This window comes from Aquimarina ulvae (assembly GCF_053613295.3).
In genome coordinates this window covers 1-24812 of sequence record NZ_JBSIBP030000015.1, presented here as the reverse complement: position 1 = coordinate 24812, position 24812 = coordinate 1, and the positions used below count along the sequence as shown (strand labels likewise).

The 24812-nt window shown below is 33.0% G+C and carries 26 protein-coding genes and 1 pseudogene; 10 read left to right on the top strand and 17 right to left on the bottom strand.

What is annotated here, in order from left to right; translation table 11 throughout:
- The first annotated feature begins 116 nt into the window (after positions 1 to 116).
- Entirely contained in the window at positions 117 to 953 is an 837-nt protein-coding gene (locus ACWGOQ_RS21720) for a universal stress protein (protein ID WP_452059886.1), read from the top strand.
- A 167-nt stretch (positions 954 to 1120) separates the two neighbouring features.
- Here the strand turns inward: ACWGOQ_RS21720 and deoD are convergent.
- The 9 genes and pseudogenes from deoD to ACWGOQ_RS21675 form a co-directional block, all read right to left on the bottom strand.
- Positions 1121 to 1797: pseudogene (deoD, locus tag ACWGOQ_RS21715) on the bottom strand (purine-nucleoside phosphorylase).
- 9 nt (positions 1798 to 1806) lie between these two features.
- A complete protein-coding gene (gene deoC / locus ACWGOQ_RS21710; protein WP_452059887.1) occupies positions 1807 to 2448 on the bottom strand; it encodes a deoxyribose-phosphate aldolase in 642 nt (213 codons plus the stop codon).
- A 2-nt stretch (positions 2449 to 2450) separates the two neighbouring features.
- Positions 2451 to 2750, bottom strand: coding sequence for a thioredoxin (trxA, locus tag ACWGOQ_RS21705; protein WP_452059888.1), 300 nt, complete (start codon positions 2748 to 2750; stop codon positions 2451 to 2453).
- 94 nt (positions 2751 to 2844) lie between these two features.
- Positions 2845 to 3411, bottom strand: a complete 567-nt coding sequence (locus ACWGOQ_RS21700) for a DUF998 domain-containing protein (protein ID WP_452059889.1) — start codon at positions 3409 to 3411, stop codon at positions 2845 to 2847.
- Between the two features lie 59 nt (positions 3412 to 3470).
- Positions 3471 to 4358 carry an RsiV family protein gene (locus tag ACWGOQ_RS21695; RefSeq protein ID WP_452059890.1) on the bottom strand — a complete coding sequence of 296 codons (888 nt, stop codon included), beginning with the start codon at positions 4356 to 4358 and terminating at the stop codon, positions 3471 to 3473.
- Between the two features lie 134 nt (positions 4359 to 4492).
- Entirely contained in the window at positions 4493 to 4777 is a 285-nt protein-coding gene (locus ACWGOQ_RS21690) for a hypothetical protein (RefSeq protein WP_452059891.1), read from the bottom strand.
- Positions 4778 to 4864: 87 nt separating this feature from the next.
- Positions 4865 to 5161 carry a chaperone modulator CbpM gene (locus tag ACWGOQ_RS21685; protein ID WP_452059892.1) on the bottom strand — a complete coding sequence of 99 codons (297 nt, stop codon included), beginning with the start codon at positions 5159 to 5161 and terminating at the stop codon, positions 4865 to 4867.
- Between the two features lie 12 nt (positions 5162 to 5173).
- Positions 5174 to 6061 (bottom strand): DnaJ C-terminal domain-containing protein, encoded by an 888-nt coding sequence (locus ACWGOQ_RS21680; RefSeq protein ID WP_452059893.1) that lies wholly within the window; start codon positions 6059 to 6061, stop codon positions 5174 to 5176.
- Positions 6062 to 6097: 36 nt separating this feature from the next.
- Positions 6098 to 6487, bottom strand: coding sequence for a hypothetical protein (locus tag ACWGOQ_RS21675; RefSeq protein WP_452059894.1), 390 nt, complete (start codon positions 6485 to 6487; stop codon positions 6098 to 6100).
- A 106-nt stretch (positions 6488 to 6593) separates the two neighbouring features.
- On the opposite strand from ACWGOQ_RS21675, the gene ACWGOQ_RS21670 reads away from it, so the two are divergent.
- The 5 genes from ACWGOQ_RS21670 (at position 6594) to ACWGOQ_RS21650 (ending at position 11348) form a co-directional block, all read left to right on the top strand.
- Positions 6594 to 7823, top strand: coding sequence for a PAS domain-containing sensor histidine kinase (locus ACWGOQ_RS21670; protein ID WP_452059895.1), 1230 nt, complete (start codon positions 6594 to 6596; stop codon positions 7821 to 7823).
- Between the two features lie 6 nt (positions 7824 to 7829).
- Positions 7830 to 8885 carry a response regulator gene (locus ACWGOQ_RS21665; RefSeq protein WP_452059896.1) on the top strand — a complete coding sequence of 352 codons (1056 nt, stop codon included), beginning with the start codon at positions 7830 to 7832 and terminating at the stop codon, positions 8883 to 8885.
- Positions 8886 to 8959: 74 nt separating this feature from the next.
- Positions 8960 to 9799, top strand: a complete 840-nt coding sequence (locus ACWGOQ_RS21660; RefSeq protein ID WP_452059897.1) for a universal stress protein — start codon at positions 8960 to 8962, stop codon at positions 9797 to 9799.
- A gap of 23 nt (positions 9800 to 9822) precedes the next feature.
- Positions 9823 to 11187, top strand: a complete 1365-nt coding sequence (hemN, locus tag ACWGOQ_RS21655; protein ID WP_452059898.1) for an oxygen-independent coproporphyrinogen III oxidase — start codon at positions 9823 to 9825, stop codon at positions 11185 to 11187.
- Between the two features lie 17 nt (positions 11188 to 11204).
- The gene (locus tag ACWGOQ_RS21650) at positions 11205 to 11348 is read left to right on the top strand and encodes a hypothetical protein (RefSeq protein WP_452059899.1); all 144 of its coding nucleotides are present in this window, start codon (positions 11205 to 11207) and stop codon (positions 11346 to 11348) included.
- A 30-nt stretch (positions 11349 to 11378) separates the two neighbouring features.
- On the opposite strand, the gene ACWGOQ_RS21645 is transcribed toward ACWGOQ_RS21650, so the two are convergent.
- The 7 genes from ACWGOQ_RS21645 to ccoS form a co-directional block, all read right to left on the bottom strand.
- Entirely contained in the window at positions 11379 to 12083 is a 705-nt protein-coding gene (locus tag ACWGOQ_RS21645; RefSeq protein ID WP_452059900.1) for a sulfite exporter TauE/SafE family protein, read from the bottom strand.
- 227 nt (positions 12084 to 12310) lie between these two features.
- A complete protein-coding gene (locus tag ACWGOQ_RS21640; RefSeq protein ID WP_452059901.1) occupies positions 12311 to 12757 on the bottom strand; it encodes a FixH family protein in 447 nt (148 codons plus the stop codon).
- 110 nt (positions 12758 to 12867) lie between these two features.
- Positions 12868 to 14292, bottom strand: a complete 1425-nt coding sequence (gene ccoG, locus ACWGOQ_RS21635; protein ID WP_452059902.1) for a cytochrome c oxidase accessory protein CcoG — start codon at positions 14290 to 14292, stop codon at positions 12868 to 12870.
- Positions 14293 to 14372: 80 nt separating this feature from the next.
- Positions 14373 to 15353, bottom strand: coding sequence for a cbb3-type cytochrome c oxidase N-terminal domain-containing protein (locus tag ACWGOQ_RS21630; RefSeq protein WP_452059903.1), 981 nt, complete (start codon positions 15351 to 15353; stop codon positions 14373 to 14375).
- Positions 15350 to 15541 (bottom strand): CcoQ/FixQ family Cbb3-type cytochrome c oxidase assembly chaperone, encoded by a 192-nt coding sequence (locus ACWGOQ_RS21625; protein ID WP_452059904.1) that lies wholly within the window; start codon positions 15539 to 15541, stop codon positions 15350 to 15352. Before ACWGOQ_RS21625 ends, ACWGOQ_RS21630 begins: the two co-directional genes overlap by 4 nt.
- Before the next feature lie 141 nt (positions 15542 to 15682).
- Complete coding sequence (gene ccoN / locus ACWGOQ_RS21620; RefSeq protein WP_452059905.1) at positions 15683 to 17875, bottom strand: cytochrome-c oxidase, cbb3-type subunit I; 2193 nt, start codon at positions 17873 to 17875, stop codon at positions 15683 to 15685.
- Between the two features lie 2 nt (positions 17876 to 17877).
- Positions 17878 to 18072: a cbb3-type cytochrome oxidase assembly protein CcoS gene (ccoS, locus tag ACWGOQ_RS21615; protein WP_452059906.1), complete on the bottom strand. Its 195-nt coding sequence runs from the start codon at positions 18070 to 18072 to the stop codon at positions 17878 to 17880.
- Positions 18073 to 18394: 322 nt separating this feature from the next.
- On the opposite strand from ccoS, the gene ACWGOQ_RS21610 reads away from it, so the two are divergent.
- The 4 genes from ACWGOQ_RS21610 (at position 18395) to ACWGOQ_RS21595 (ending at position 23997) form a co-directional block, all read left to right on the top strand.
- Positions 18395 to 20092 carry a PIN-like domain-containing protein gene (locus tag ACWGOQ_RS21610; RefSeq protein ID WP_452059907.1) on the top strand — a complete coding sequence of 566 codons (1698 nt, stop codon included), beginning with the start codon at positions 18395 to 18397 and terminating at the stop codon, positions 20090 to 20092.
- A 46-nt stretch (positions 20093 to 20138) separates the two neighbouring features.
- A complete protein-coding gene (locus ACWGOQ_RS21605; protein WP_452059908.1) occupies positions 20139 to 21704 on the top strand; it encodes an ATP-dependent nuclease in 1566 nt (521 codons plus the stop codon).
- Complete coding sequence (locus ACWGOQ_RS21600) at positions 21689 to 22696, top strand: DEAD/DEAH box helicase (RefSeq protein ID WP_452059909.1); 1008 nt, start codon at positions 21689 to 21691, stop codon at positions 22694 to 22696. The genes ACWGOQ_RS21605 and ACWGOQ_RS21600 overlap by 16 nt, the downstream gene beginning before the upstream one ends.
- Before the next feature lie 161 nt (positions 22697 to 22857).
- Positions 22858 to 23997 (top strand): hypothetical protein, encoded by a 1140-nt coding sequence (locus ACWGOQ_RS21595; RefSeq protein WP_452059910.1) that lies wholly within the window; start codon positions 22858 to 22860, stop codon positions 23995 to 23997.
- 344 nt (positions 23998 to 24341) lie between these two features.
- Here ACWGOQ_RS21595 and ACWGOQ_RS21590 read toward each other — a convergent pair.
- The coding region (locus ACWGOQ_RS21590) for a transposase (protein ID WP_458202868.1) at positions 24342 to 24812 on the bottom strand (471 nt) is incomplete at its 5' end.

Here is a 24812-nt window from a genome sequence, read left to right as displayed (position 1 = left end):
CGCCGCAAATTTATATTTTGATATGTTTAAAAGCCTTTCGCAAACATTAATATGATAATTATCATATTAATTTCTTTGAACATCCTCTAATTTTGACTTTGTTAAAAAATGAAAAAATGAAAAAAATCCTTGTCCCTACTGACTTTTCTGAACATTCAGAGTATGCACTACAAGTTGCAGCTGATATCGCAAGAAAACAACAATCAGAAATCATCGTATTACATATGCTTGGTTTATCTGAAGCCATTCTTACTAAAGATGAAACTCAGGAAGCTGCAGAAGCTATCTATTATTTAAAATTGGCAGAAAAAAGATTTACCACTTTCTTAGACAAAGAGTACCTAAAAGGTGTCAAAGTCACAGAAACTGTAAAAAATTATAAGGTATTTAGTGAAATAAATGAAGTTGCTAGTGAGCATCAAATAGATCTTATTGTAATGGGTTCCCACGGAAGTAGTGGGTTGAGCGAAGTATTTGTTGGCTCCAATACCGAAAAAGTGGTACGTACTTCTGATATTCCTGTTTTGGTAATTAAAAATCAGATTGACAAATTCGACATAAAAGAAGTAGTATTTGCCTGTGATTTTAAGATGGAAAACATTCCTGCATATCATAGTGCCAAACGATTATTTGATGTTTTAAACACAACTTTTCATCTTCTGTATATCAATCTACCAGGTGATCAATTCAGGAATTCTCATCAGATTGAAGAGCGCGTACAGGAGTTTCTTTTAAAAGCAGATTCTGGAAATTTAGAGAACTTTAGTAAAGTAGTCATACAAAATGACTATTCTGTAGAGAGTGGTGTTTTTAACTATTCTCAAAAAATAAATGCAGATGTTATCGCCATACCAACTCACGGCAGACGAGGGTTATCCCACTTCTTTAATGGAAGTATAGGAGAGGATATTGCCAACCACGCTAACAAACCAGTTATTACATTCAAGATTTAATATATCACAAAGTTGAGTTTATATGAAGTCGTCTGAGAATGTTTTTTTTCAGACGACTTGTTTTTTTTATAAAGGTTTCATATGAATAAAAGACCTGTCTGATTTTGAAAACCAGACAGGTCTTTTATTATAAACTAAGTTTCATTTTATAAAGTTCCTAGAGCTATTTATATCATTTTACTAAATGTTGTTTCTCGTTCTTCAGGGGAGGTTCTTTCGCCAGTCACCAAGGAGTCTGAAATAGTAAGAATAGCCAATGCTTTTTCATTAAATTTTGCTGCAATTGTTATAAACCGGCGGCTTCCATTTCGACACAAAGGATTCCAAATTCTGTCCATTTTTTATAGGAATCAAAATCATCTTCATAAAATTCATCAGCAGATAAAACATTTCCAGCCTTTGTTAGTATATTATATTCTCTGGCATATAAAGCAGCCTTCATAAACAGTTCAAAATTTGCAGTTGGAGAATAATCTGCATTGACAAACCTGGAATTATTAATTCCAGAGGTAGAAGATGCCGCCATCGCAATGACGATATCCTTAAGTTTGATATCTTTTTGATAAGACTCTGAAGAACCGACCCTGATTAGGTTTTGTACATCAAAATCATTGATCAATTCGTGACAATAGATTAACGAAGACGGTATACCCATTCCTGTTCCTTGTACAGAAACTCTTTTGTCTCTATAAGTTCCAGTATATCCGAACATGCCTCGCACTTTATTATAGCATATCGGATCCTCCAAAAATGTTTCTGCAATCCATTTCGCCCGCAAAGGATCACCCGGTAATAAAACGGTTTCTGCTACCTCACCTTACTTAGCTGCGATATGTGTACTCATATGCTATCATTAGGAAGTTACCAGAGAAACTCCAGAAGAAGTTCCGAGTCGGGAGACCCCCATATTAATATACTTTTTGGCGGCCTCAACATCTTTAATTCCACCAGAGGCTTTTATTTGTATCTTATCCTGCGCAATATCCTTCATTAACTTAACATCTTTAAAAGTAGCGCCTCCTGTACCAAAACCGGTAGATGTTTTAATAAAGTCAGCTCCGGCTTCAATGGATAACTGACAAGCTATTTTCTTTTCTTCACTTGTTAGGTAACAGTTCTCAAAAATTACTTTTAATATATGATCATCAATAGATTTTTTAATCTTGGCAATCTCATCTCGAACAATATCGTAATATCCAGTTTTTAGCAGTCCTATATTCAGGACCATATCGATTTCGTTTGCTCCATCATCAATACACTGTTTAGCTTCAAATACTTTGGCCTTGGTAGTCATTGCTCCTAAAGGAAACCCGACTACTGCAGCAATTTTTACTTCAGATCTCCTAAGCTCACTGCAAGCCAAACCTACATAAGCTCCGTGTACACAAACCGAATAAAAATTATATTGTTTAGCTTCGTCGCATAACTTGGTTATATCTGTTACCGTTGCGGTTGCTTTAAGCAAAGTGTGATCAATATAGGTATGAAGCTCCATTGTTAGTCAAAAGAATTTACAACTCCCACAATATCATTTTTTTGTAGAACTCCTGATTGTCGCCAGAGCTGTTTCCCGTCTTTGAACAAGAGCATTGTTGGCACTCCTTTTACCTGATATTTAGCAGCTAATGGTTGATTTTTATCTACGTCAATTTTTACAATTTTTATCATAGCTCCTAATTCATCTTTCACTTCTTTCAGGATTGGTGCTAATACTTTGCACGGGCCACACCAATCTGCGTGAAAATCAACGAGCACTGGTATTTTAGAATCTATAATATTACTAAAGCTGTCTTTCATCTGTTTATGATTTATTGTTTTTTAACGGTCACGTGGAATCGCCATTTAATCATATCTATGGGTATCCATCTGATTTTTATGGCTTGTTTTATTTTTAATTTCTGTTTAGTAGCTTAAAATACTCTTTTTTTGTAAAAACATACTCATAGTTTTTAAATGAATATAACATCCAACCAAAAGCGATGATAAATATTCCTCGTTGATACAACCCTCTACAATCAGAATGCATAAACATTAAATAAGATAAAAACAAAGCAATCACTCCGACACCTATCGCAATTAATTTTTGATTTTTCCATCGAGTAACAAAACTAACTACTAAGCAGTAAGAACAAAATGAAACACCAGCTATTGTTGAAAAAACAGCATGCATTTCATTTTGAAACGGATCATAAACCAGCCTTCTATCAATAGGTGCGTGTAAAAACACTGCCGTTAAAAATAATGAAATACAGAAAATCAACAATACCAACATCTGAAGATGGTAATCTTTTAATTGCCTAAAACCAAAGATGAAAGTAATTGTACTAAGCATTATGAATACGATATTCATTATCCAGTTATTTGGCGTTTTCTGTGCTCCTAATTCACCCAGTGTATTTTCTAAGATCAGATATCCCGGATCTGAAAAAAAAGGTAATATGAATGCTATCAGGATCATAACAATATAGACGATCCAAAAAAGCAAATAACTCTTTTCCAAAACTCTAGCAAACATATTTATCCTATAAATGGTTTGTTATTGTAAATTTTAATCAAATGCATTATTTTATTCATCGGAATTTCTATAGAATATGTTCCTGTATATGAGGGACAAATGATACAATCATCAAAATAGAATTCTATTCTATCGTTATTTACTACAAAGTTATTCTTATACACTTTAAAATCTCCATCTGATAGTTCCCAGCATTCATAGTAGAGTTCGCCAGAGTTAATACCATCAGATATAGTATCATTGATAATTGTTAGTAATTCTTTTTCAGAATTATCAATAAAAAAATCGTCGTAATATATGAATTCATGATTGTCGAGGTCAAAATTTAGACATTCAAACATATAAGTAGTATGCTTCATTCCTGAATAGTAATTTTCTTTATAAAGCAATACACTAATAAGATCATTTTTTACAGTATATATTTTATAATCGATAATTCGTTTGTCCATACACCTACCAACCCCCGTAGAATCACAGAATATTACTTTATCATCCAGGATCTCATTTTCTGTAGCTTCGATATTTAGATAATTTTCTGCAAAAAAATTATTGAATTTTATGTTATTAGTATCGATTTCTTCATTGAGATAAGGATAATTATAATCCAAAATATATAAATCTTCTTCCTTGTACAGCTTTTTTGTAATAACCAGTTCTTGTAGTTTCTTATTGTCATCTTCTCTTGTAATCAAGCGTTCTACTTTTATAGATTTTGTTTTTTCCTGATTCAGTTCCAGAGTTTCCTCTGAAAAATATTGAGTACTTTCTGTATTGTGATCAAGACGTTGTCCATTCTTTGTAGTATTGTTTTCTGGGCTTTCCTTGACTTGAATTTCATTATTACACGCCATCAAACTTACAACGGCAACACTAATGATTAGGGTCCTCATATGGTATTTTTTATTTTAAATAAATGTAAGTTTGAGAATATTAAAAAACTATGATATCCATCAGCTAATTGATAATTAAAAAGACAGGATTTTATTAAAAAACCTGCCTTCGTAAATAATCAGTATGCAAAATTTTAAAACAATCCGTTACCAATAATTATTAAACTATTTACTAGTAAGCTCACTATCAAAAGATCTAATACCAACTTAGGTTTCTGTACTGTTAGAATAGCCGCATTGTGAGCGTTACATACTGCTACGGTTGCGAATACCAGAAGCATTTGTAAGAGTCCATTACCATCAAATAAAGTGGTCATGATGGCTATAGAACCCAAACAAGTTGAGGCAATGATCGCCAAAGCAGAATATCCTATATAGTTTTCAGAAAAATCGGCATTTATTTTAGCATATAAGGTCATAGTAAATCGAGTTTTTAAAATTCGAGATAAAATTAAAGACACTATGATTTTTAAAATATGATAAAAGTCAGTTATCGCTTAGAGCCCCTACAAATCCTCATAAATATTCAACCTGTTTTTGAGCCTATTCATTTCATTTTGAACATTATGCATTTTTTCAAGCAATCGTATAATTACCTCTACTCCTTCCAGATTAATCTCTAATTCTTTATGAAAAAGTAAAATCCGTTCTAATTTTGGTAATTCTTCAGGGTTGATAAATAATGTTTGTTCTAATGTTATTATTTCTATCAACTCAAATTCTTGTAAGGTATGCAGAAATGAAAATTCTATTTTGTGATTTTTACAAAATTCTATAACGGGTATCAGGTTTTCTTTGGACATAACAACTCGCATTTATAGTTTGGATAGTTCTCTAAACAGTTCTTTTTGTTTTGGAGATAAGTTTTTTGGTAGTTTAATGTTATAAGTAACATATAGATCCCCATACTGACCTTCTTTCTTATATATCGGAAAGCCCTTACCTTTTAGTTTGACTTTCGCTCCATTGTCTGTTTCAGGCTTTACATTAAGTTTTACTCTACCATCCAGTGTATCGATCGTTATTTCTCCTCCCAAAACTGCTGTATACAGGTCTATATCTTTATTCAGATATAAATCTCCTTTATCACGCCTAAAAGGTGTTGTATTTTCAATAATGAAAGTTATGTATAAATCACCATTAGGTCCTCCTCCAATTCCCGGACCTCCGTGTTCCCTTATTTTTATAGTTTGACCGTTTTCTACAGCTGCCGGTATGGTTATCCTAATATTCTTTTGATTTATGGTAAGTGTTCTTTTATGCGTTTTGTAAACCTCCATCACATCTAGGTGTAACTCGGTATTATAATCTTCTCCTCTAAATTTTACCTGACTTCTTCTATAACTCCCACCTGGTCCACCAAACATAGATTCAAAAAAATCAGAAAAATCACTTTCAGAAAAATTGCCTTGATATTGCTGACCTCTTGATCCTGAATTATGCTGTTGTGACTGCTTGGCTTTCTCAAACTCCTCTGCGTGTTTCCAATCTTTACCATATTGATCATACCTCTTACGATTTTCGGCATTACTCAACACCTCGTTGGCTTCATTAATCGCTTTGAACTTTTTCTCTGCCTCTTTGTCATTTGGATTTAAATCAGGATGATACTTCCTAGCCAGCTTTCTATACGCTTTTTTTATATCACTCACTGTAGCGTTCTTTGAAACACCCAATGTTTTATAGTAATCAACAAACTCCATATCTAAATCGAAAATTAGTTCTTATTCTTCAAAAATTTATTGAAGTCTTCCCAACATCATTAACTCAGATTTATTCTTCCCTGAAAAGGCGTTGGCAATAGTATTAGCCATATTCCGGATCAGTTGTTTTATAGTATCTGTAAATCGTGATCTGTTTTCTTTATAAAAATACTCAAAATCTTTAAAACAATTAGCTGCTTTTAGCTCTTTATAGTCTAACCAATTAAAAATAATTTCTATCCGGAAAGCAGTATCAGTACCGAACTCATCCTCGAGATCATCAACCGCTAACCACTCTGATTTCACAAGATGTTTTAACGAAATGTATTTTGATGTACGAACTATTTTATCCGTGGCTGCTATGGTATAAAATAGTTTTCCCAAGCTTTGGTAAAATGTAATTCCAATATTTTCTATCGTGTCCATTCTTTTAAAAATTTTTAGTTTATACTATAAATTTAGTAGGTAGTCTTCCTTTTTTTTATGATAAAAGTCAGTTCTTACAAAGACTCAAATTGAGTATTTTTGACAAATGAAAGTTTTCGAAAAAAACAATAATATTTTCAAGATACTTTCTGAAGCTATTTCAGAAGGAATTATTGTCGTCAATGAACAGCAAACAATCGTTGCCACCAATGGGTCGGCAAATGACATTTTTGGATATGAAGAACACGAATTAGTAGATAAAGAATTGACCATTCTGATTCCCCAAAAACATCACACTAAACACGCGGATTATGTGAAAAAATTTATTGCAGATAGTGGAAAAAGGACTATGGGAATTGGCAGAGACCTTTTTGGTATCCGGAAAGACGGCTCTAAATTTCCCGTAGAAGTAGGTCTCAATCCTTTTGAGATCTACGGTAGTTCCTATGTAATGGCTTTAGTTAGTGATATTACGCTCCGTAAAAAGCAAGAAGAACAGATTCAGGAATTAAATTTTGAACTCGAGCAGAAAATAGAAAAGCGGACGCAAGAATTGTATCACACTATCAAAGAACTTCAGGAAGAAATAAAATTACGTAAAGAAGCTGAAGCCATTACCCAAAAAGCCTTAAAAAAAGAACGACAACTAAATGAACTAAAAACCAAGTTTCTATCATTAGTGTCTCATGAATTTAAAACACCGCTAAGCGGAATCCTTACATCCACTGTACTTATCGGAAAATATACCACAGCAGAACAACAAGAAAAAAGAGACAAACACCTGACCACTATCAAAAGTAAAGTAAAATATCTTGATAATATCCTGAATGATTTCTTATCTGTAGAACGTCTGGAAAGTGGCAAAGTAAAATATAAGTTCGCTACGTTTCCTTTGAGTAAGGTAATTAATGAGGTTGTGTACGATGCAAATATGTTGCTAAAAGATGGTCAACGAATAAAATACCCTCAAGACGTTGATGAGTATATCATTGAATTTGACGAAAAAATATTAGAACTGGTATTAACCAATCTCATACGTAATGCCATCAAATATTCTGGAGAGGATACCGAAATTGATCTACAAGTAGTGCTTGAGAACGATCTACTTACGTTTCATATCATTGATCAAGGAATTGGGATTCCTGAAAAAGAACAGGAATTCATTTTCAAACGATATTTTAGAGCAGAGAATGCTTTATTAGATCAAGGTACTGGAATCGGATTGAATATTGTAAAAAGTCATTTGGAAAATCTGGGAGGTAGTATTACTTTTATCAGTAAAGAAAATAAAGGTTCGACATTTACCGTACAAATACCAGTGACACAACAATCCTAAACCACAATGAAGACTATTCTATTAATAGAGGATGATACTGCTCTAAGAGAGAACACGGCAGAACTCCTGGAATTATCAGATTATAAAGTGATCACCTCACCTAATGGTAAAATAGGTGTTATTAGAGCAAAAGAAGAACAACCAGATATTATTGTATGTGATATTATGATGCCAGAAGTTGATGGATATGGGGTTCTGGAAGCCTTATCCCACGACACTAAAACGAATCAAATACCTTTTATTTTTTTATCTGCTAAAACAGAACATAAAGAAATTCGAAAAGGAATGGATCTGGGTGCAGATGATTATTTAACCAAACCTTTTGATGAAGATGAATTATTAAGTGCTATCGAAAGTCGTTTAGCCAAGGCTCAGATAATTTCTAAAATATTACACGAACAAACTCCTATTCCAAAAGAAGAGAAAGAAGATGGTCTGAGAAGTTTACACGAACTCAAAAATTTTTTTGACGATCACGGCGATATCTCCCAACATAAAAAAGGAGAACCTATTTTTAGGGATGGTGACCATTCTAATAAAATCTATCTAATCCTAAAAGGTGTGGTAAAAACGCATAAAATGGATGAAAATGGTAAAGAACTTATTACTGCCCTGTTTAAAGAGGATGATTTTTTAGGCTTTACCTCATTTATAGATAACACACCCTATCAAGAATCTGCTACTGCCGTAGAGGATACTGAACTAGCTGGCGTGTCAAAAACAGATCTGAAAAACATCTTAGAAAAAAGTAAGAATATTTCTTTAGAACTCATGGAATTACTAAATGATAATCTTTCTGAAATAAAGGAACAGTTATTACAAATGGCATATAGTTCTGTCCGTAAAAAAACCGCTCAAACGATCTTACAATTTACTCAGATATTAAACAAAAAACCAGAAGATAGTATAAAAATATCCAGAAATGATCTGGCCAGTGTTGCAGGTATTGCAACAGAAAGTTTAATCAGAACATTATCTAGTTTTAGGAAAGACGGGCTTATAGAAATTGAGGGACGAAATATTAAAATTTTAAATCTTCAGGGACTTCAATTGATAGAATAAATTTCTAAACTGATTTATGTCATATTTTTCATAAATACATCCTAATACATTTGTCGTGTTAGAAAGTATTAAAAATGAAGAATATCCTTATTCCGACAGATTTCTCAGAAAACTCGTGGAATGCAACCACATATGCCTTGCAATTTTTTAAAAAAGTAAAGTGTAATTTCCATTTTTTGCATGTCTCTCCTTATCGTGAAGTGATAGGAAGTGATTCTTTTTTTGAATCCAAAGATCAAGTTGTCGAAAAGGTTGCTCGCAGTGATAAGGAGCAAATGCAATTACTCCTTAAAAGAATTCAACAATTATCTTTAAACACTAAACATCATTTTTTTACCATCAGTGAGCATATCTTTTTTGTGGATACCATTAGAAAACAGGTCGAAGAAAAAAGTATTGACTTTATCGTAATGGGTACCAAAGGAGCTTCAGGATTAAAAGAAAAAACAATAGGGAGTCATACCGGAGATGTGATTACCAAAGTAAAATGCCCTGTTCTTGTAATTCCGGAAAAAGCGACATACGGCAAAATTAATGAGATCGCATTTCCGACAGATTATAATATCTTTTATAAAAATAAGGTGTTGGATACAATTGCAGAAGTACTTACCCTACATCAGGCTGAATTAAGAGTACTTCACATTGCCAAAAAAGAACAAGAGCTTACCGATCTACAAAGACAACATAAAGATTTCCTGAGCTATTATCTGCGAGAAATTGCAGAGCACAGTTTTCACTTTGTATCCAATACTAATCTTGAGCAAGCGGTACAATGTTTTGTAGAAAGTAGAAACATTGATATAATCACTATGGTTGCAAAAAACCTCAATTTTTTTCAGAGAATCCTATTTCACCCAACCGTGGAAAAAATAAGTTATCATATAAGTATCCCCTTTTTGGTACTACACGAATAAAAATCCTATAAAAACATAAAGTAATGAATACTAATTTAGTAGACAAATATAACGTGCCGGGGCCCAGATATACTAGTTATCCAACAGTTCCATATTGGGACAATGATTCATTTTCATTAAAAAGCTGGAAACAATCGGTTCAACGATCTTTTACACAAAGTAATGATTCAGAAGGAATCAGTCTTTACATTCATTTACCTTTTTGTGAAAGCATGTGCACTTTTTGTGGCTGTAATAAACGAATTACCAAACGACATAACTTAGAAATACCTTATATCAATTCTCTTTTAAAAGAATGGCAATTATACACAAATCTATTTGAAACCAAACCAAAAATCAAGGAGTTACATTTAGGCGGAGGAACACCGACCTTCTTTTCTCCAAAAAATTTAGAGTACCTCATCAAAGGTTTGTTCACTTGTGCTAAATCGGCTGAAGGATATGAATTTAGTTTTGAAGGACATCCTAACAATACAACCCGAGAACATTTGCAAGCACTGTATGATGTAGGTTTCAGAAGAGTAAGTTTTGGAGTACAGGATTATAATAAAACTGTTCAAAAAGCAATTCATCGCGTTCAACCATTCGAGAATGTACAATACGTTACAGATGTGGCCAGAGAAATTGGTTATACCTCTATTGGTCATGACATCATTTTTGGTTTGCCTTTTCAGACCGAAGAAGCAGTTATACATACAATCCAAAAGACCAAAGAACTTTTACCAGATCGACTGGCATTTTATAGTTATGCACACGTTCCCTGGCAAAAAGGCAATGGACAAAGAGGATTTAATGAATCTGATCTTCCTACTGGAGCACAAAAGAGAAGACAATATGAAATAGGTAAAGAACTATTATCTAAAGTGGGGTATAAAGAAATCGGGATGGATCATTTTGCATTACCGAGCGATTCATTATACCAATCTATGCAAAACGAAAGTCTACATCGCAATTTTATGGGATATTCAGCTTCTAAAACGAATATGATGATTGGTCTGGGAGTATCTTCTATAAGTGATAGCTGGTATGGTTTTGCGCAAAATGTAAAAGGTATCGAAGAATATCAGAATTTAGTGAATCAAGGAATTATTCCTGTATACAGAGGTCATATGTTAACAAAAGAAGACGAAGTCATACGACTACATATATTAAATCTCATGTGCCATTTCGAAACCGATTGGAGTGCAAATCAGCTTTATTTTGATGAGGTAGCCAATATAACAACTCGTTTGAATGAAATGGAAAAAGATGGTTTATTAATGATCACTAAAAATCATATAAAAGTTACTAAAAAAGGACGTCCCTTCGTGCGTAATATTTGTATGGCTTTTGATGCAAGATTACAACGTACAGAACCAGAAACCCAGTTGTTTTCCATGACAGTTTAACATTCTGAAAAAAAATTATGGGTTATTCTCCTATAAAAGAAGAAGAGGTCATGGACATGTATGGAATTGAGTATCGTAATGAATACCTATACAGATGTAAAACGAAAGAAGAAAACAAAGACCTTATTGAAATCATCATTTCTCGACTCCACTCGAATTGACAGGTAAAGCAACTTACGAAGATTATTTTATCAATGACATTCAAAATTGGCAGATACAACCTCTGTAGATTTTTTTGGTGAAACATATGGGATCCCTAATCCCATTCCTCTCAAAACAAATAACAATCCAATCACTACCAAAAAAACCGGAATTGCTTTTTGTGTATGTTTACGTATCCACTTTCCTTGAAATAGATTCCTAGTGTAAATAACTGCTGTCATCAAAGGAATTGTTCCTATTCCAAAAAGAATTACATACAGACTACTTTCTATAATACTTCCTAAAGCGATAGCTCCAAAAACTGCCATATATACCAATCCACAAGGAAGAAATCCATTTAAAAAACCGATTGTCAAAAATGTATCTGGAGTTCTTTTTTTAAGTGCTGCGCCTAACGCATTCTTTACTTTAGAAATTATTGTATATACAGGTTTATAAAAATTATAGTTCATCAATATAGATGAAGGAATCAAAACCAATACAATCATTGTAACTCCGATACCAATCGATAGTCCCTGCTGCATTCCAAAAATATGAAGGCTTTTTCCTATCAGTCCAAAGAATAGTCCAATACTACTATATGCCAGCAACCGGCCTAGGTGATATAAAGAGATCTGAAAAAATTTCTTGAGATGATTTTTATGATCCAGTGGTAACATAAACGCAATAGGACCACACATACCGATACAGTGCAAACTTCCTAAAAATCCTAATATGAATGCAGAAACTAACATGTTTTTATTATTTTTCGATACAATTTCATAATGATCACCCCTTTCTTTTTTATTTGTAATAAAATGATTTACAAGTATATAAAGCCTACTATGGTTGATGACAATTTCTTCGATTTAACCACCTCTTCATTTTCTTTGCTTGCCCAAAGAAGAAGTACTTTTTCAAAACGTTGCTTTGGAACGATAAACTACCTGATAAATAAGAACTTCTTAATCAAAAACACACACTAATACGTTAATGATTCTTTAAATAAATAGGAAATGTTTTCATACTCCCAGTTCACCGTTATATTCCATCGTCCAGCTATCAATTGATCTTTTGGAACTATTATTTTAGAACTCTGAAGCATTATCGGAATTTCGAAATCCAATTTTTTATTAGAGGGGCGATACAAAGAAATAGTACCCGATAGTTTTGTGTAATTTTGATCCCTTGGAAATACGACTAACAACCCTTCTCCTATTTTTTTAATTTCAACATTATTCTTTAAAGAATTCCCGTTTTTTTCTGCATTGATTTCTTGTTGAAAAGCTAGTTCCTGCTTGTAGTAATCTTCTGTTACTAAATCGTGTTCAAACTTTTTGTCGGTATTCATTCTTACGACAAAAAACAGTATAAAACCTATAAATCCTATAAATACCAGCACAATAGCCGTACCCCAGTTTATTTTCATTTTTTTACTTTTTAGTTATTTTGTTGTCAATCCAGCGTAGGCTTGAATCCACTATACATTTTCAATAATTTTCTTTTCTCCTGCACTCACTTCTCATAGACTCACTTTCATTACCTATAGCTTCTAGGTCCCAAAAAAGCCGTTGTTGTTGTTTCTACTAATTTATCATTAGCATACACTCCTATTCTTACCTTATCCTTATCTCCACTTAAGGAAGATGCGTTGATTTCTATAAATAATGTTCCTTCTGCCAGGCCTTGTTTAGGCACTGTAAAATTTTCGTGCGTAACTAGTTCAATGGTTCCTTTATGTGATAATAACTCGAAATGAACATTTTCAATAGCATCAACGGTTTTATTGACCAATTTATATGTGTATACATTGCTAATAATATTATTATCTTTTCGTTCATAGAGTTGGCCTGGTAATCTTAAAATATTGGCCTCTATATCATTCCTCAAAAAGGACATCCCCAGAAAAACACCGATAAGTATGATTAGTACTGCTGTATATCCTTTTAAGCGTGCTGTAAACGTAAATTTGGATTTTTTCGTTATATTATCTTCACTCGCATATCGAATTAATCCTTTTGGAAGGTTTACACGTTCCATCATATGATCACAAGCATCGATGCAGGCAGTACAATTAACACATTCTAGTTGTGTACCATTACGAATATCTATTCCTGTGGGACACACATGTACACATTGAAAACAGTCGATACAATCACCTTTGCCTGTAGCAGGCCTGTCCTCATTTTTCTTAAATTTAGCCCGACCAGCTTCTTTTTCTCCTCGTTTATAATCGTAAGCTACCACAATAGATTTAGCATCCAATAATACCCCTTGTAATCGACCGTATGGACAGGCAATGATGCAAACCTGTTCTCTAAACCAAGCAAATACAAAATAAAAAACCGCGGTAAATATGAGTAAGGAGATTAATGTACTTATATGTTCAAAAGGTCCGTCTATAAATATGTATTGAATTAAGATATCACTACCGATCAGATAGGCTAAAAATACGTTAGCTATTAAGAACGAAATAATGAAAAAAATAAACCACTTAAGTGATCGTTTTTTAATTTTATCAGCATTCCACGATTGCTTATCAAGACGTATTTGTTTTCCTCTATCCCCTTCGATCCAATATTCGATTCTGCGGAAAACCATCTCCATAAAGATCGTCTGCGGACATACCCAACCGCAAAACAATCTACCAAAAGCCACTGTAAATAGGGTTATGAAAACGACTCCTATAATCATAGAAATCACAAACAGATGGAAATCCTGTGGCCAAAAAGGTGCTCCAAAAATATTAAAACGACGTTCTAAAACATTGAACAACAAAAACTGGTTTCCATCTATTTTAAGAAACGGTGCAGAAAATAAAAAGATCAATAACCCATAACTTACCCATGTACGATATTCGTAAAACTTACCATCAGGCTTTTTAGGATACACCCAGGCACGTTTTCCTTCTTCGTTGATCGTACCGATAGAATCTCTAAATGTTTCATTTTTTGGTGCTTCCAAGATATCTGTTTTTTATAAAAATTTTCTCTACGTTCTTAGACTGAAATTCTAATGTTCTAAGTGGATGTGTTTTGTTGGGATCACTCTGTAGAAGTAAAATCCAGATCAACAGGCTTATCCTTAATCAACACTTTGATTTTAGCCGAATCCACTTTTTCCACTTTTACCTCATCAACCGGAGCGTTTTCATCTACCCATATTTCTCCTTCGGGAGCTTTGGGGTCTGCCGGGGTTGTTCCGTGCAAACTCATAATATAACTAGCCACTTGCGCCATTTCACTTGGTTTTAAATTGGTTTTCCAGGAAACCATACCTTTTCCGTCGCGACCTCCTTCAGAAATTGTATTAAAAATATTTTTGATACCACCGCCAAGGATCCAATAGTCGTCTGTTAAATTGGGGCCTATCCCACCGCCGCCATCCACTTTGTGGCACGCAACACAATTAGCTTTAAAAATTGTCTGACCAGCTTTTAAATCGGAGCCTTCTGTGAGTAATTCTACGGTTGATACATCTATGAGATCTTTTGCAGTTTCTTTATATTTTGCAATTGCAATACGGGCCTCTTGCATCTCTTCCTGAAATTCTTCTGCCTGTGTGTAATCATTGAACACGTGAAAACGTGCTAGATAAACAACTCCGAATAAAATAGTCGCATAAAAACCATAGACCCACCAAGGTGGAAGATTGTTATCCAATTCTTTAATACCATCATAATTATGATCCAGAATAATCTCTTCTTCCTCTTCTACTGGTTTGCTATCCAATAATTTAAGATAAGCCTCTTTCAACCATCGGAATTGCTTTTCTTTTTTGGTATTGCGAGCTGATGTATAACGCTGCTGGGCTTCAGGCTGTAACGATTTGAACAACACACTTCTCAATGCTTCGACACAAATCTCAATAGCTATTGCAAACAATAAAACTATTCCTAAAACTACCCAAGTAAGGGGCTCTGTAACAAATGCTGATTCGTCTCCAGACTCCACTGCCCATTCTATTAAAAAATAGGTTACTAATAGAAAGATAATGACTCTTATATAGGATACTTTACTTCTCATAGTATTAGTTCTTTTGCGTTTTCTGAATCCAGTGGAATCTCACTTACTTCTTTAATATGTTCTTTTTTTGCTGAAATTACCCACCAGAATAAGGCGGTAAAAAAGATGAAAAATATAAGTAGGGATATGATAGGATATATCTCTACACCTTCAATACTTTCCATATGTCCTTTTATAAATTTAAACATGGTTCACTCTTGTTTTTAATTAGATAACTTCTTTCTTATCGACTACACAACGCTATATACCTGTTTCTCTGTGAACTTGAGCCTTATCTAGGTAACCTATTCTAGATTCTACTCAAGTAAACAGAAACTGGATTATAGTCATTACTCTGAGCTTACAGTTTCGTTTTTAACTTTGATATCGGTTCCTAATCTTTGTATGTAAGCGATCAAGGCGATAACTTCTCTGTCTCTCATTTCAATAAAATCCAATCCATTTTCCTTGGCATATTCTTTATCTGCTTCATAGGTCGTGGCAAAATCCGGATCACTATATAGATTTTTCTCTATTTGTGTTGCTTGTTTGTCCATCCATTGTTGTGCTTTGGCAATTTCTTCTGGAGTATAAGGTACTCCAAGCGTAACCATTGCCTCCATTTTTGCTTCTGTATCGGATCGATCGTGTTCATTTTTAAGCAACCATTTATAACTCGGCATAATGGAACCAGAAGAGGTACTTTGCGGATCATAGAAATGATTTAGGTGCCAATTATCAGAGTACTTACCTCCTATTCGCATCAGGTCAGGCCCCGTTCGCTTACTTCCCCAAAGAAAAGGATGATCGTATACATATTCACCGGCTTTAGAATATTCTCCATATCGTTCTACCTCACTGCGGAAAGGCCTAATCATCTGCGAATGACATGATACACAGCTTTCTCTGATATAAAGATCTCTACCTTCTAACTCTAAAGGTGTATACGGTTTTACGCTGGTGATCGTAGGAATATTAGAATCTACCATCAATGTTGGTATAATTTGTACTGTACCTCCAATAAGAATGGCTATCGTTGCAAAAATTGTCAGTTTCACCGGTCTTCTCTCTAGCCAGGTATGGTATCCTTCTTTTGTAGTTCTGTGTCTAGTTACCTTGGTTAACGGAGCAGCTTCAGCTAACTCATCAGTTACTGTTGCTCCGGATCTGATGGTTTTAATTACATTATACAGCATAATAAACATCCCGAAGATGAACATACTACCACCGATAGCTCGCATCCAATACATTGGGATTATTTCGTTTACGGTTTCTAAGAAGTTACCGTACACTAAACTTCCATCTGGATTAAATTGTTTCCACATAGAAGCCTGCACAAATCCTGCTACATACATCGGTAGTGCATACATAATGATACCTAATGTACCGATCCAGAAATGTGCATTTGCTAATCCTGTAGACCATAATTTGGTTTTAAATAACTTCGGAATCAACCAATACGCCATCCCAAAGGTGAAGAAACCGTTCCAGGCTAATGCTCCCACGTGTACGTGTGCAATTACCCAATCGCTAAAATGTGCTATCGCATTTACATTTTTTAGAGATAACATAGGGCCTTCAAACGTGGCCATCCCATATCCAGTAATGGCAACCACCATAAATTTTAATGTAGGATCTGTACGAACTTTATCCCAGGCACCACGCAAGGTTAGTAATCCATTGATCATACCTCCCCAAGATGGTGCTATTAGCATAATAGAAAATGCCACTCCTAAGTTCTGTGCCCAATCTGGTAATGAAGAGTATAATAAATGGTGCGGTCCCGCCCAGATATAAATGAATATTAGAGACCAAAAGTGTACTATTGATAATCGATAGGAATACACAGGCCGGTTTGCTGCTTTAGGAACAAAATAATACATCAATCCTAAGAATGGCGTAGTCAGAAAAAATGCTACCGCATTATGACCATACCACCATTGTACCAACGCGTCTTGCACACCTGCATAGACCGAATAACTTTTTAAAGCGCTTACCGGTAACGCCAAACTATTAAAAATATGTAAGACAGCCACTGTTACTACTGTTGCCAGATAAAACCAGATGGCTACATAAAGATGACGTTGTCGACGTTTAAGAATCGTACCGATCAGGTTCCAACCAAAAACTACCCAGATCACTGCAATTGCAATATCAAAAGGCCACTCTAGCTCTGCATATTCTTTAGAACTTGTATATCCTAAAGGCAAGGTAATCGCTGCACCAACAATGATTACCTGCCAACACCAGAAATTGATGTTACTTAGTGTGTCATTGAACATTCTGGTTTTTAGCAATCGCTGGGTAGAATAATACACTCCGGCGAAGATGGCATTACCCACAAAGGCAAAAATAACTGCATTCGTATGTAGAGGACGTAATCGTCCAAAACTCAGCCACGGGACACCATCCGTAAGGTTAGGAAATAAAAACATAAATGCCAGTAGTAATCCAACAGACATTCCTACAATACCCCATATCATCGTGGCGTATAAGAATTTTTTTACGATTGTGTTATCGTAATAGAATTGTTCTATGTTCATAGTTATGATTGATTATTATGAGTGGGTATGGAAGATTTTTCTTTAGGTTCTTTGACCAGCTCATCGTCAAAAAGCATTCTGACTGATGGTGTATAGGTATCATCGTACTGCCCGTGTTTTACAGAAAAAACAAAAGCTACAAAGAACAAGATGGCTACAACAATACTGATGGTTAGCAAAACATAAATAACACCCATATATACTTTAATTATGCCCCAAAAGTATGTGTGAACATTTTCTTAAAAAATGACATTTATCAGGTTTTGGTAGGTTAGTTTGTGGTAGGATTTGGATATGCTTTAGGGTATTCACTATTTAGGATATAACAATAGTTCAGTGAAGAAGTTGTAAAAAAAGGTTTTGTGATTGGGGAATTTTTAATTTACTTTGGGAACGGAAAACAAAATTAGCCGTCGCATTAAACGTTTATTATACGTTTGTAAACGGTTACAATTAGAATATATAAGTGATATATGTGCAATATTACACATATAACATTGTTGGGCATAATTTAAGAAAATGGATAGAAATACTATAAAACCTTATAGATTGACAGATGAGAAAGAAGCAATTCTATGGAAAGATGCAATCATAGTATTTGATTCTTCCGCGCTCTTAGATTTGTATTTTTCACCTAAATCAGAAAGAATAAAAATTGATAAGGAAATATTCACAAAACTAAAAGATAGACTTTGGCTTCCAAACCACGTTCAATATGAATATTTAAAGAATCGCGAAAAGATTATTAAGAAGCCCATTACAGAAAAATATGACCCACTAAAGGAAAAAATACAGAATTTAACAGCCACTCGTAAATCGGAAATATCTAAAAGAATTGATGAAATTATAAGAGAAACTATTAATGGAGATAAACATCCACATCTCAAACAGGATACGCTAAATGATTTTAAATCAAAGGTCGATGATTTTGTTAAGAAAACAGAAGAGTTTCAAAAGCAAAATGAGGAATTCCAAAAGAGTATTCTAAAAGAAATTAGTATTGTCGAGAAAGAAGTTACTGATGTAGAAAATGACGATGATGTACTAAAATCATTAGAACAGCATTTTAAAGTCGGTAGAGAATATACCTTTGAAGAGATTATTGAAATAACAAAAGAAGGAAAACATAGATATGAATTTAAAATTCCACCTGGATATGGAGATTACTATAATGGTGAGAAAAAAGGAACTCAAATATTCGCAGATTTAATTATTTGGAAACAAATTTTAGAATTTTCGAAAGAAGAAAAAAAACCAATCATTTTCATAACAAATGATATAAGAAAAGATGAAGATTGGGGATATATTGATAAAAAAGCAACAGAGCCAAGAATTTATAGTCCTCGAGAAGAGCTTATAAAAGAGATAAGGGATAATTCTGCTGTAGATTTTTGGATGTATAATTTACCTCAATTCTTATATCAAGCTAACAAACATCTTAAGTCCACTATAAAAGATGAAACAATTCAAAACTTTTTTCAATTCATCAATACGAAAAAAAATAAGAGCAACTATTTAAAATTCAAGTGTAATAACTGTGGTAGGATTCACAAATACGATGAATCAGAGTTTGATTTAGATTTTGATTGTATTGGTGGTTCTGAAAGAAATATGGGAACTGAAAATCAATATCAAGCGGAAGAACATTTTAAATGTAATTGTGGTAATGAAATAGAAGTAAAATTTGAAGTTTGGGAATATCCATTAGGTGTTCATAATTATGATAGTATTGAGATTGAAAATGCAGAATTATTAGATTCATTTCATTTTACAATTGACTTCTATGATGACGATGAGCCTGATTTTATTACCTGCCATATCTGTGACGGAAATAAAGAAGGAATGGGAAATTTTGTAAGATTTGATAGGGATATGGATTTAGAAAATGAATTCATTGACAAAATTCCAGAGAGTGAATATTCATCAGTTTCGTGTGGAAATTGTGATTGGTGTAATAGTCTTCATATAGAATGTCCAGATTGCGGTGCTATAACTTTAATGGATGAAAACTATGCAAATGAAAATATAGAGTGCGAAGGAGGTTGTGGTTTGATATTTAAAATGGACACTACAAATGACCGAGAGAACTTAGGAGAGTTTGATTTAAAGTTGGTAGACGTTAGAATGAAAGAATGTGAGGGTTGTGGGAAAAAATTTGTAGATGAAGAAATGACAGGAATCTGTGAAAAGTGTGAAGAAAAATATAATGAAGAATAAAAACTATGCCTAACACCATATATAATTTAGAACTGAACATCTTCATATGAAAATAGTCAAAAAAATAAGACTTCTAAACTTCAAGAAATTCGAAACATTCGAAGTCAGTTTTGATGATGAAATTAATCTTCTAATTGGAGATAATGAATCAGGTAAAAGTACTATTCTAACGGCTTTAGATTTAGTAATGAGAGGAAGCAGAAATAAAGTAGAAATCATAGGACTCGACTCTTTGTTTAATACTAAAGCTATTGCTGATTTTCTTAAATCAGATAGAAATCTTAACAAGTTGCCTGAATTGAGAATCGAACTCTATTTGAACGAACAAAACAACGAAATAACTAATGGTAAAAACAATCTCGATAAAAAACCTAGTGATGGAATTAGACTTGTCTGTAAACCAAATGAAGAATATAGCGAGTCTATAAAAGATGTACTTAAAAAATCAGAGTGTTTATTCCCTTTCGAATATTATTCAATATCCTTCACAACATTCAATGACATTCCTTATAATGGCTATAACAAACACTTAAAACACATACTTATAGATAACTCTTTAACTAGTAATGAGTATGCTATGAAAGAATATGTAAAGGACATTTATAATAGTAAAATATTAAATACTTCCGAGAAATTTCAACACCAACACGAATATAGAAACTACAAAGAGGAGTTTAAAAATAAAGCTTTTAAAGATATAAATGAACGCCTAGAAAATGATTATAAATTTGCTATAAAATCAAATTCCAAATCAAATGTTGAAAGTGACTTAATAATTTACGAAGGAGATATTTCGATTGATAATAAGGGAAAAGGGAAACAATCTATTATCAAGACTTCACTTGCGTTAAGTAAGTCTGGCGAAGACTTTGATGCTGTTCTTTTAGAGGAACCAGAAAATCATTTGAGTCATAGCAATATGAAAAAACTCATTCAAGAAGTTGTAAAATCAACAGACAAACAAATATTTGTTGCCACTCATAGTGATTTAGTGAGTACTAGACTTGATTTAAGAAAGTCAATATTATTGAATAGTAGTTCAGAGAATAGAGTTAAGTTAGAAGATTTAACCGAGGATACATCGAAATTTTTTATAAAAGCACCAGACAATAATATTTTGGAGTTTATCTTATCGGACAAAGTAATTCTAGTAGAAGGAGATGCTGAATTTATTTTACTTGAAGCACTTTATAAAAAGAAAACTGGCAAGAGTTTAACTGAAAACAATATTCACGTTATTTCTGTTGGTGGTACAAGTTTTCCTAGATATTTAGACATAGCAAAGCTTTTAGATATAAAAACAGCAGTGATAACAGACAATGATAATAATTACAAACAAAATATTACCGACAGATACATTCAATACAATAAAGATAACATAAGTGTTTTTGCAGATAAAGAGGATAAAAGACATACGTTTGAAATATGTATCTATGAAGATAACATTGACATTTGTGAAGAATTATTTTCCGCTAAAAGAAGAAAACTCTCTGTTCAAGAATATATGCTTAAAGATAAAGCTGAAGTAGCATATCAATTGTTAGAGAATAAATCTAAAGATTTGAAAATTCCTGAATACATTGATAGAGCATTTGAATGGATAAACGACTAATTTTAGCAGTAGCTGGTTCAGGAAAGACCTATCACATTGTAAAGGAACTTGATTTAGAAAAAAGATATCTTTTAATCACTTATACTATTAGTGGAATTAGAAGCATTAAGAATGAAGTTATAAATCAATTTGGCTTTCTACCTAAAAACATTAAAATTAAAAATTATTTTTCTTTCCTTTATTCGTTCTGCTATAAACCATTCTTTGCCGACGAGCATAGTGTTAAAGGGATTACTTGGAATTACCCTAAAAGCTATTTCGACAATTCATTTTTCACAAAAAACAACTACTTATATCATAACAGAATTTCAAAATTATTATTAGACAAAAACCATATTCAAGAAGTCAGAGCCAGAGTTGAGAAATATTATGATTACGTTTTGTTTGATGAAATACAAGATTTTGGAGGTAATGATTTTAATTTTTTATTAGAACTAGCACAATCTAATGTGAGTTTTCTTCTAGTTGGAGACTTTTTTCAACATACCTTTGATACAAGTAGAGATAAAAAAACAAATCAATCTTTACACAGTAGTTTAGATAAGTACAAAGAACGATTCAAATCGTCAGGTTTTAAATTTGATGATTCAACTCTAATTAAAAGTCGTCGATGTAGCAAAACCACTTGCGATTTTATTCAGAGTAGAATTGGAATTCAAATAGAATCAAACTCTACTCGGATAACAGATTGTGAATTAATAGAAAATAAAGAAAACGCAAAAAAAATATTCGACGATGATAGTATTGTGAAATTATTTCTAACCAGACATTACAATTACAAATGTCGTTCTGATAATTGGGGAGCTTGCAAAGGACTTGGTTATGACAATGTTTGCGTCATAATAAATGATGAGCTTTTAGGGAAATTTAAATTGGAAGGTTTAATAAATTTCAAATCAAATATTACTCGGAATAAATTTTATGTTGCCTGCTCTAGAACAAGAAACAATCTTTATTTCGTTCCTAACAAATTAATAAAGAACTATAAATAAAAACTATGCCCAACACCGTGTATAATTCATTGCTAGCACTCGCCTAATTAAGAGAATCTTTGCGGATTTTCTATTTGGTTTGTATTTGCTAATTTAGTTACTGAAACACGCAACGAAATCATACACAAACACGTTGTAGCCAATTTAAACCGAGGAACTGAATGAAAAAAATTTTATGGTTCACAGAAACCAGTATCAACTGCACAAAAAAAACAGAATTCGGTAAAAGCTTCACTCAAAAATCAACTGATTTAACTAAATATTTAAAAATATTTAATGAAAATAAAATTTGGGAAAAAGACAGTTATCGTAATGAATATGTTGAAAAATATACTGCTGAAAACTTAGCTCAAATTAAATCTGTAAATATTCATGTTAATATTGGAGCTACTTCCTCATTAGGTTGGCATGCATATGAAAATGTTGTTGAACATTTCGTTGGAAAAGACAAAATCGAAAGGGAAAAGTTGCTAGCTTCAGGAATCTCTGAGGCTACAAAGATGGCTATTGTCGAGGTTGAATATGAGTCGAATTATGGTTTGATTAAAAACTTAAGCTATGAAGAAGAAAAAGATGTTGAAAAAACTATTGAATTTCTAGGTGGAGATAATCACGCTATATGGCAAGAGCAAAATAAAATTAAAAATATTATATGTGAATTTATTCAATTCTATGTCTTCAATTTGCACATGAATTTCCTTACAATTGGTTATGATTTTAATTTCAAACAAAAATCTAATCCCATTGGATTTATTGCTTATTGTGAAAATGAGCACGTTTATTATGAAACTAATAAAACTGATTTACTTTCTCATTACATTTTATGGGAAGAGGAGTATGAATTGTTGAATAACTATATGGATATCACTTCAAAGTTTTGGTGTAAATATATTTCATCAATACATTTTTTTCTAGACGCTCTCAAAGGAAATTATATAACTTCTGCAAATTTCATAAAACTTGTTTTCACCTTAGAAAGCTTTTATTCAAAGGGAATTTCAAATGATTATATAAGTTTAGTAAATCCTCTGCTAATTTCATCAAGCATTGGAGAAATGAAAAAATTTAGACAGATTATTAGAAAAAGTTTTAGTTATAGAAATGAAATAGTACATGGAACTAAAGTACATAATATTAAGGAAAACGATGAAATGGCAGATCTGTTTTTCGAACTCAAAAATATAGTAACGAGAACATTTGCGTACTTTATAAATAATGAATTATACCTAAAAGATAATAACTCAAAATTAAATCATGAATTAGTGTTCAATTTGTTTCCAAAAGGTATTGCTAATAAATAAAACTGGCCACAACAACGTGTCCTATGTAAAGCCCTTTCCCAAGTCCTAGATCTTAAAAATACAATATTTTCTTTTTTTAATTAACTCATATTGATGATTTTATATTATTGAACTGTTGGCAACGCCATTAAAGCGTTGTCAATATTTCAATGATAGCCTTTCTTACTCCGCATCCTATATGTGGTATGGCACAAAACCATCCACCAGCATCTTTATGATTATGATTGGCAAACAAGGCAACTTGCTATGAAATGTGATAGTTAAAACTTCACTTACGTTGTTTAGTTGTCCTCTTTTGTGCCAAAAGTATTATAGAGTTTGTAGGCTTATTTAATTTTATTTTTTCAACTTATTACTCCGATCTGATAGGGAATTTCTGTTCTAATAATAGCATGGATACGACTTAACAACTTTCTGGCTACTTTGACTAATATTCGCTTCACATCCTTACCCTGATGAGATCGATAGTACTCTTGCATCACTGGATCAAAACGTAAAGCCTGCCAGGTAGCTTCTACAATATAACTACGCATAATACGATTCGCTCTGGGTGTCAATCCAGAAGTCGTCAAATTATCACCACTCTGATGTACCGATGGGATCAACCCTACATAGCTGGCTAGCTGTTTAAAATTTGTAAACCTTCGTAAATCTCCTAACTCACAAATAATTCCACAAGCAACTATAGCTCCTATTCCAGGTACTGACCGAAGTAAGTAATAATCCTTCTTATAATACTTACGGCAATAAGCCCTTAATTTTATACTTACATCTCGTTTTTGTTTATCTACAAAATCATAAGATTCTAATCGAGT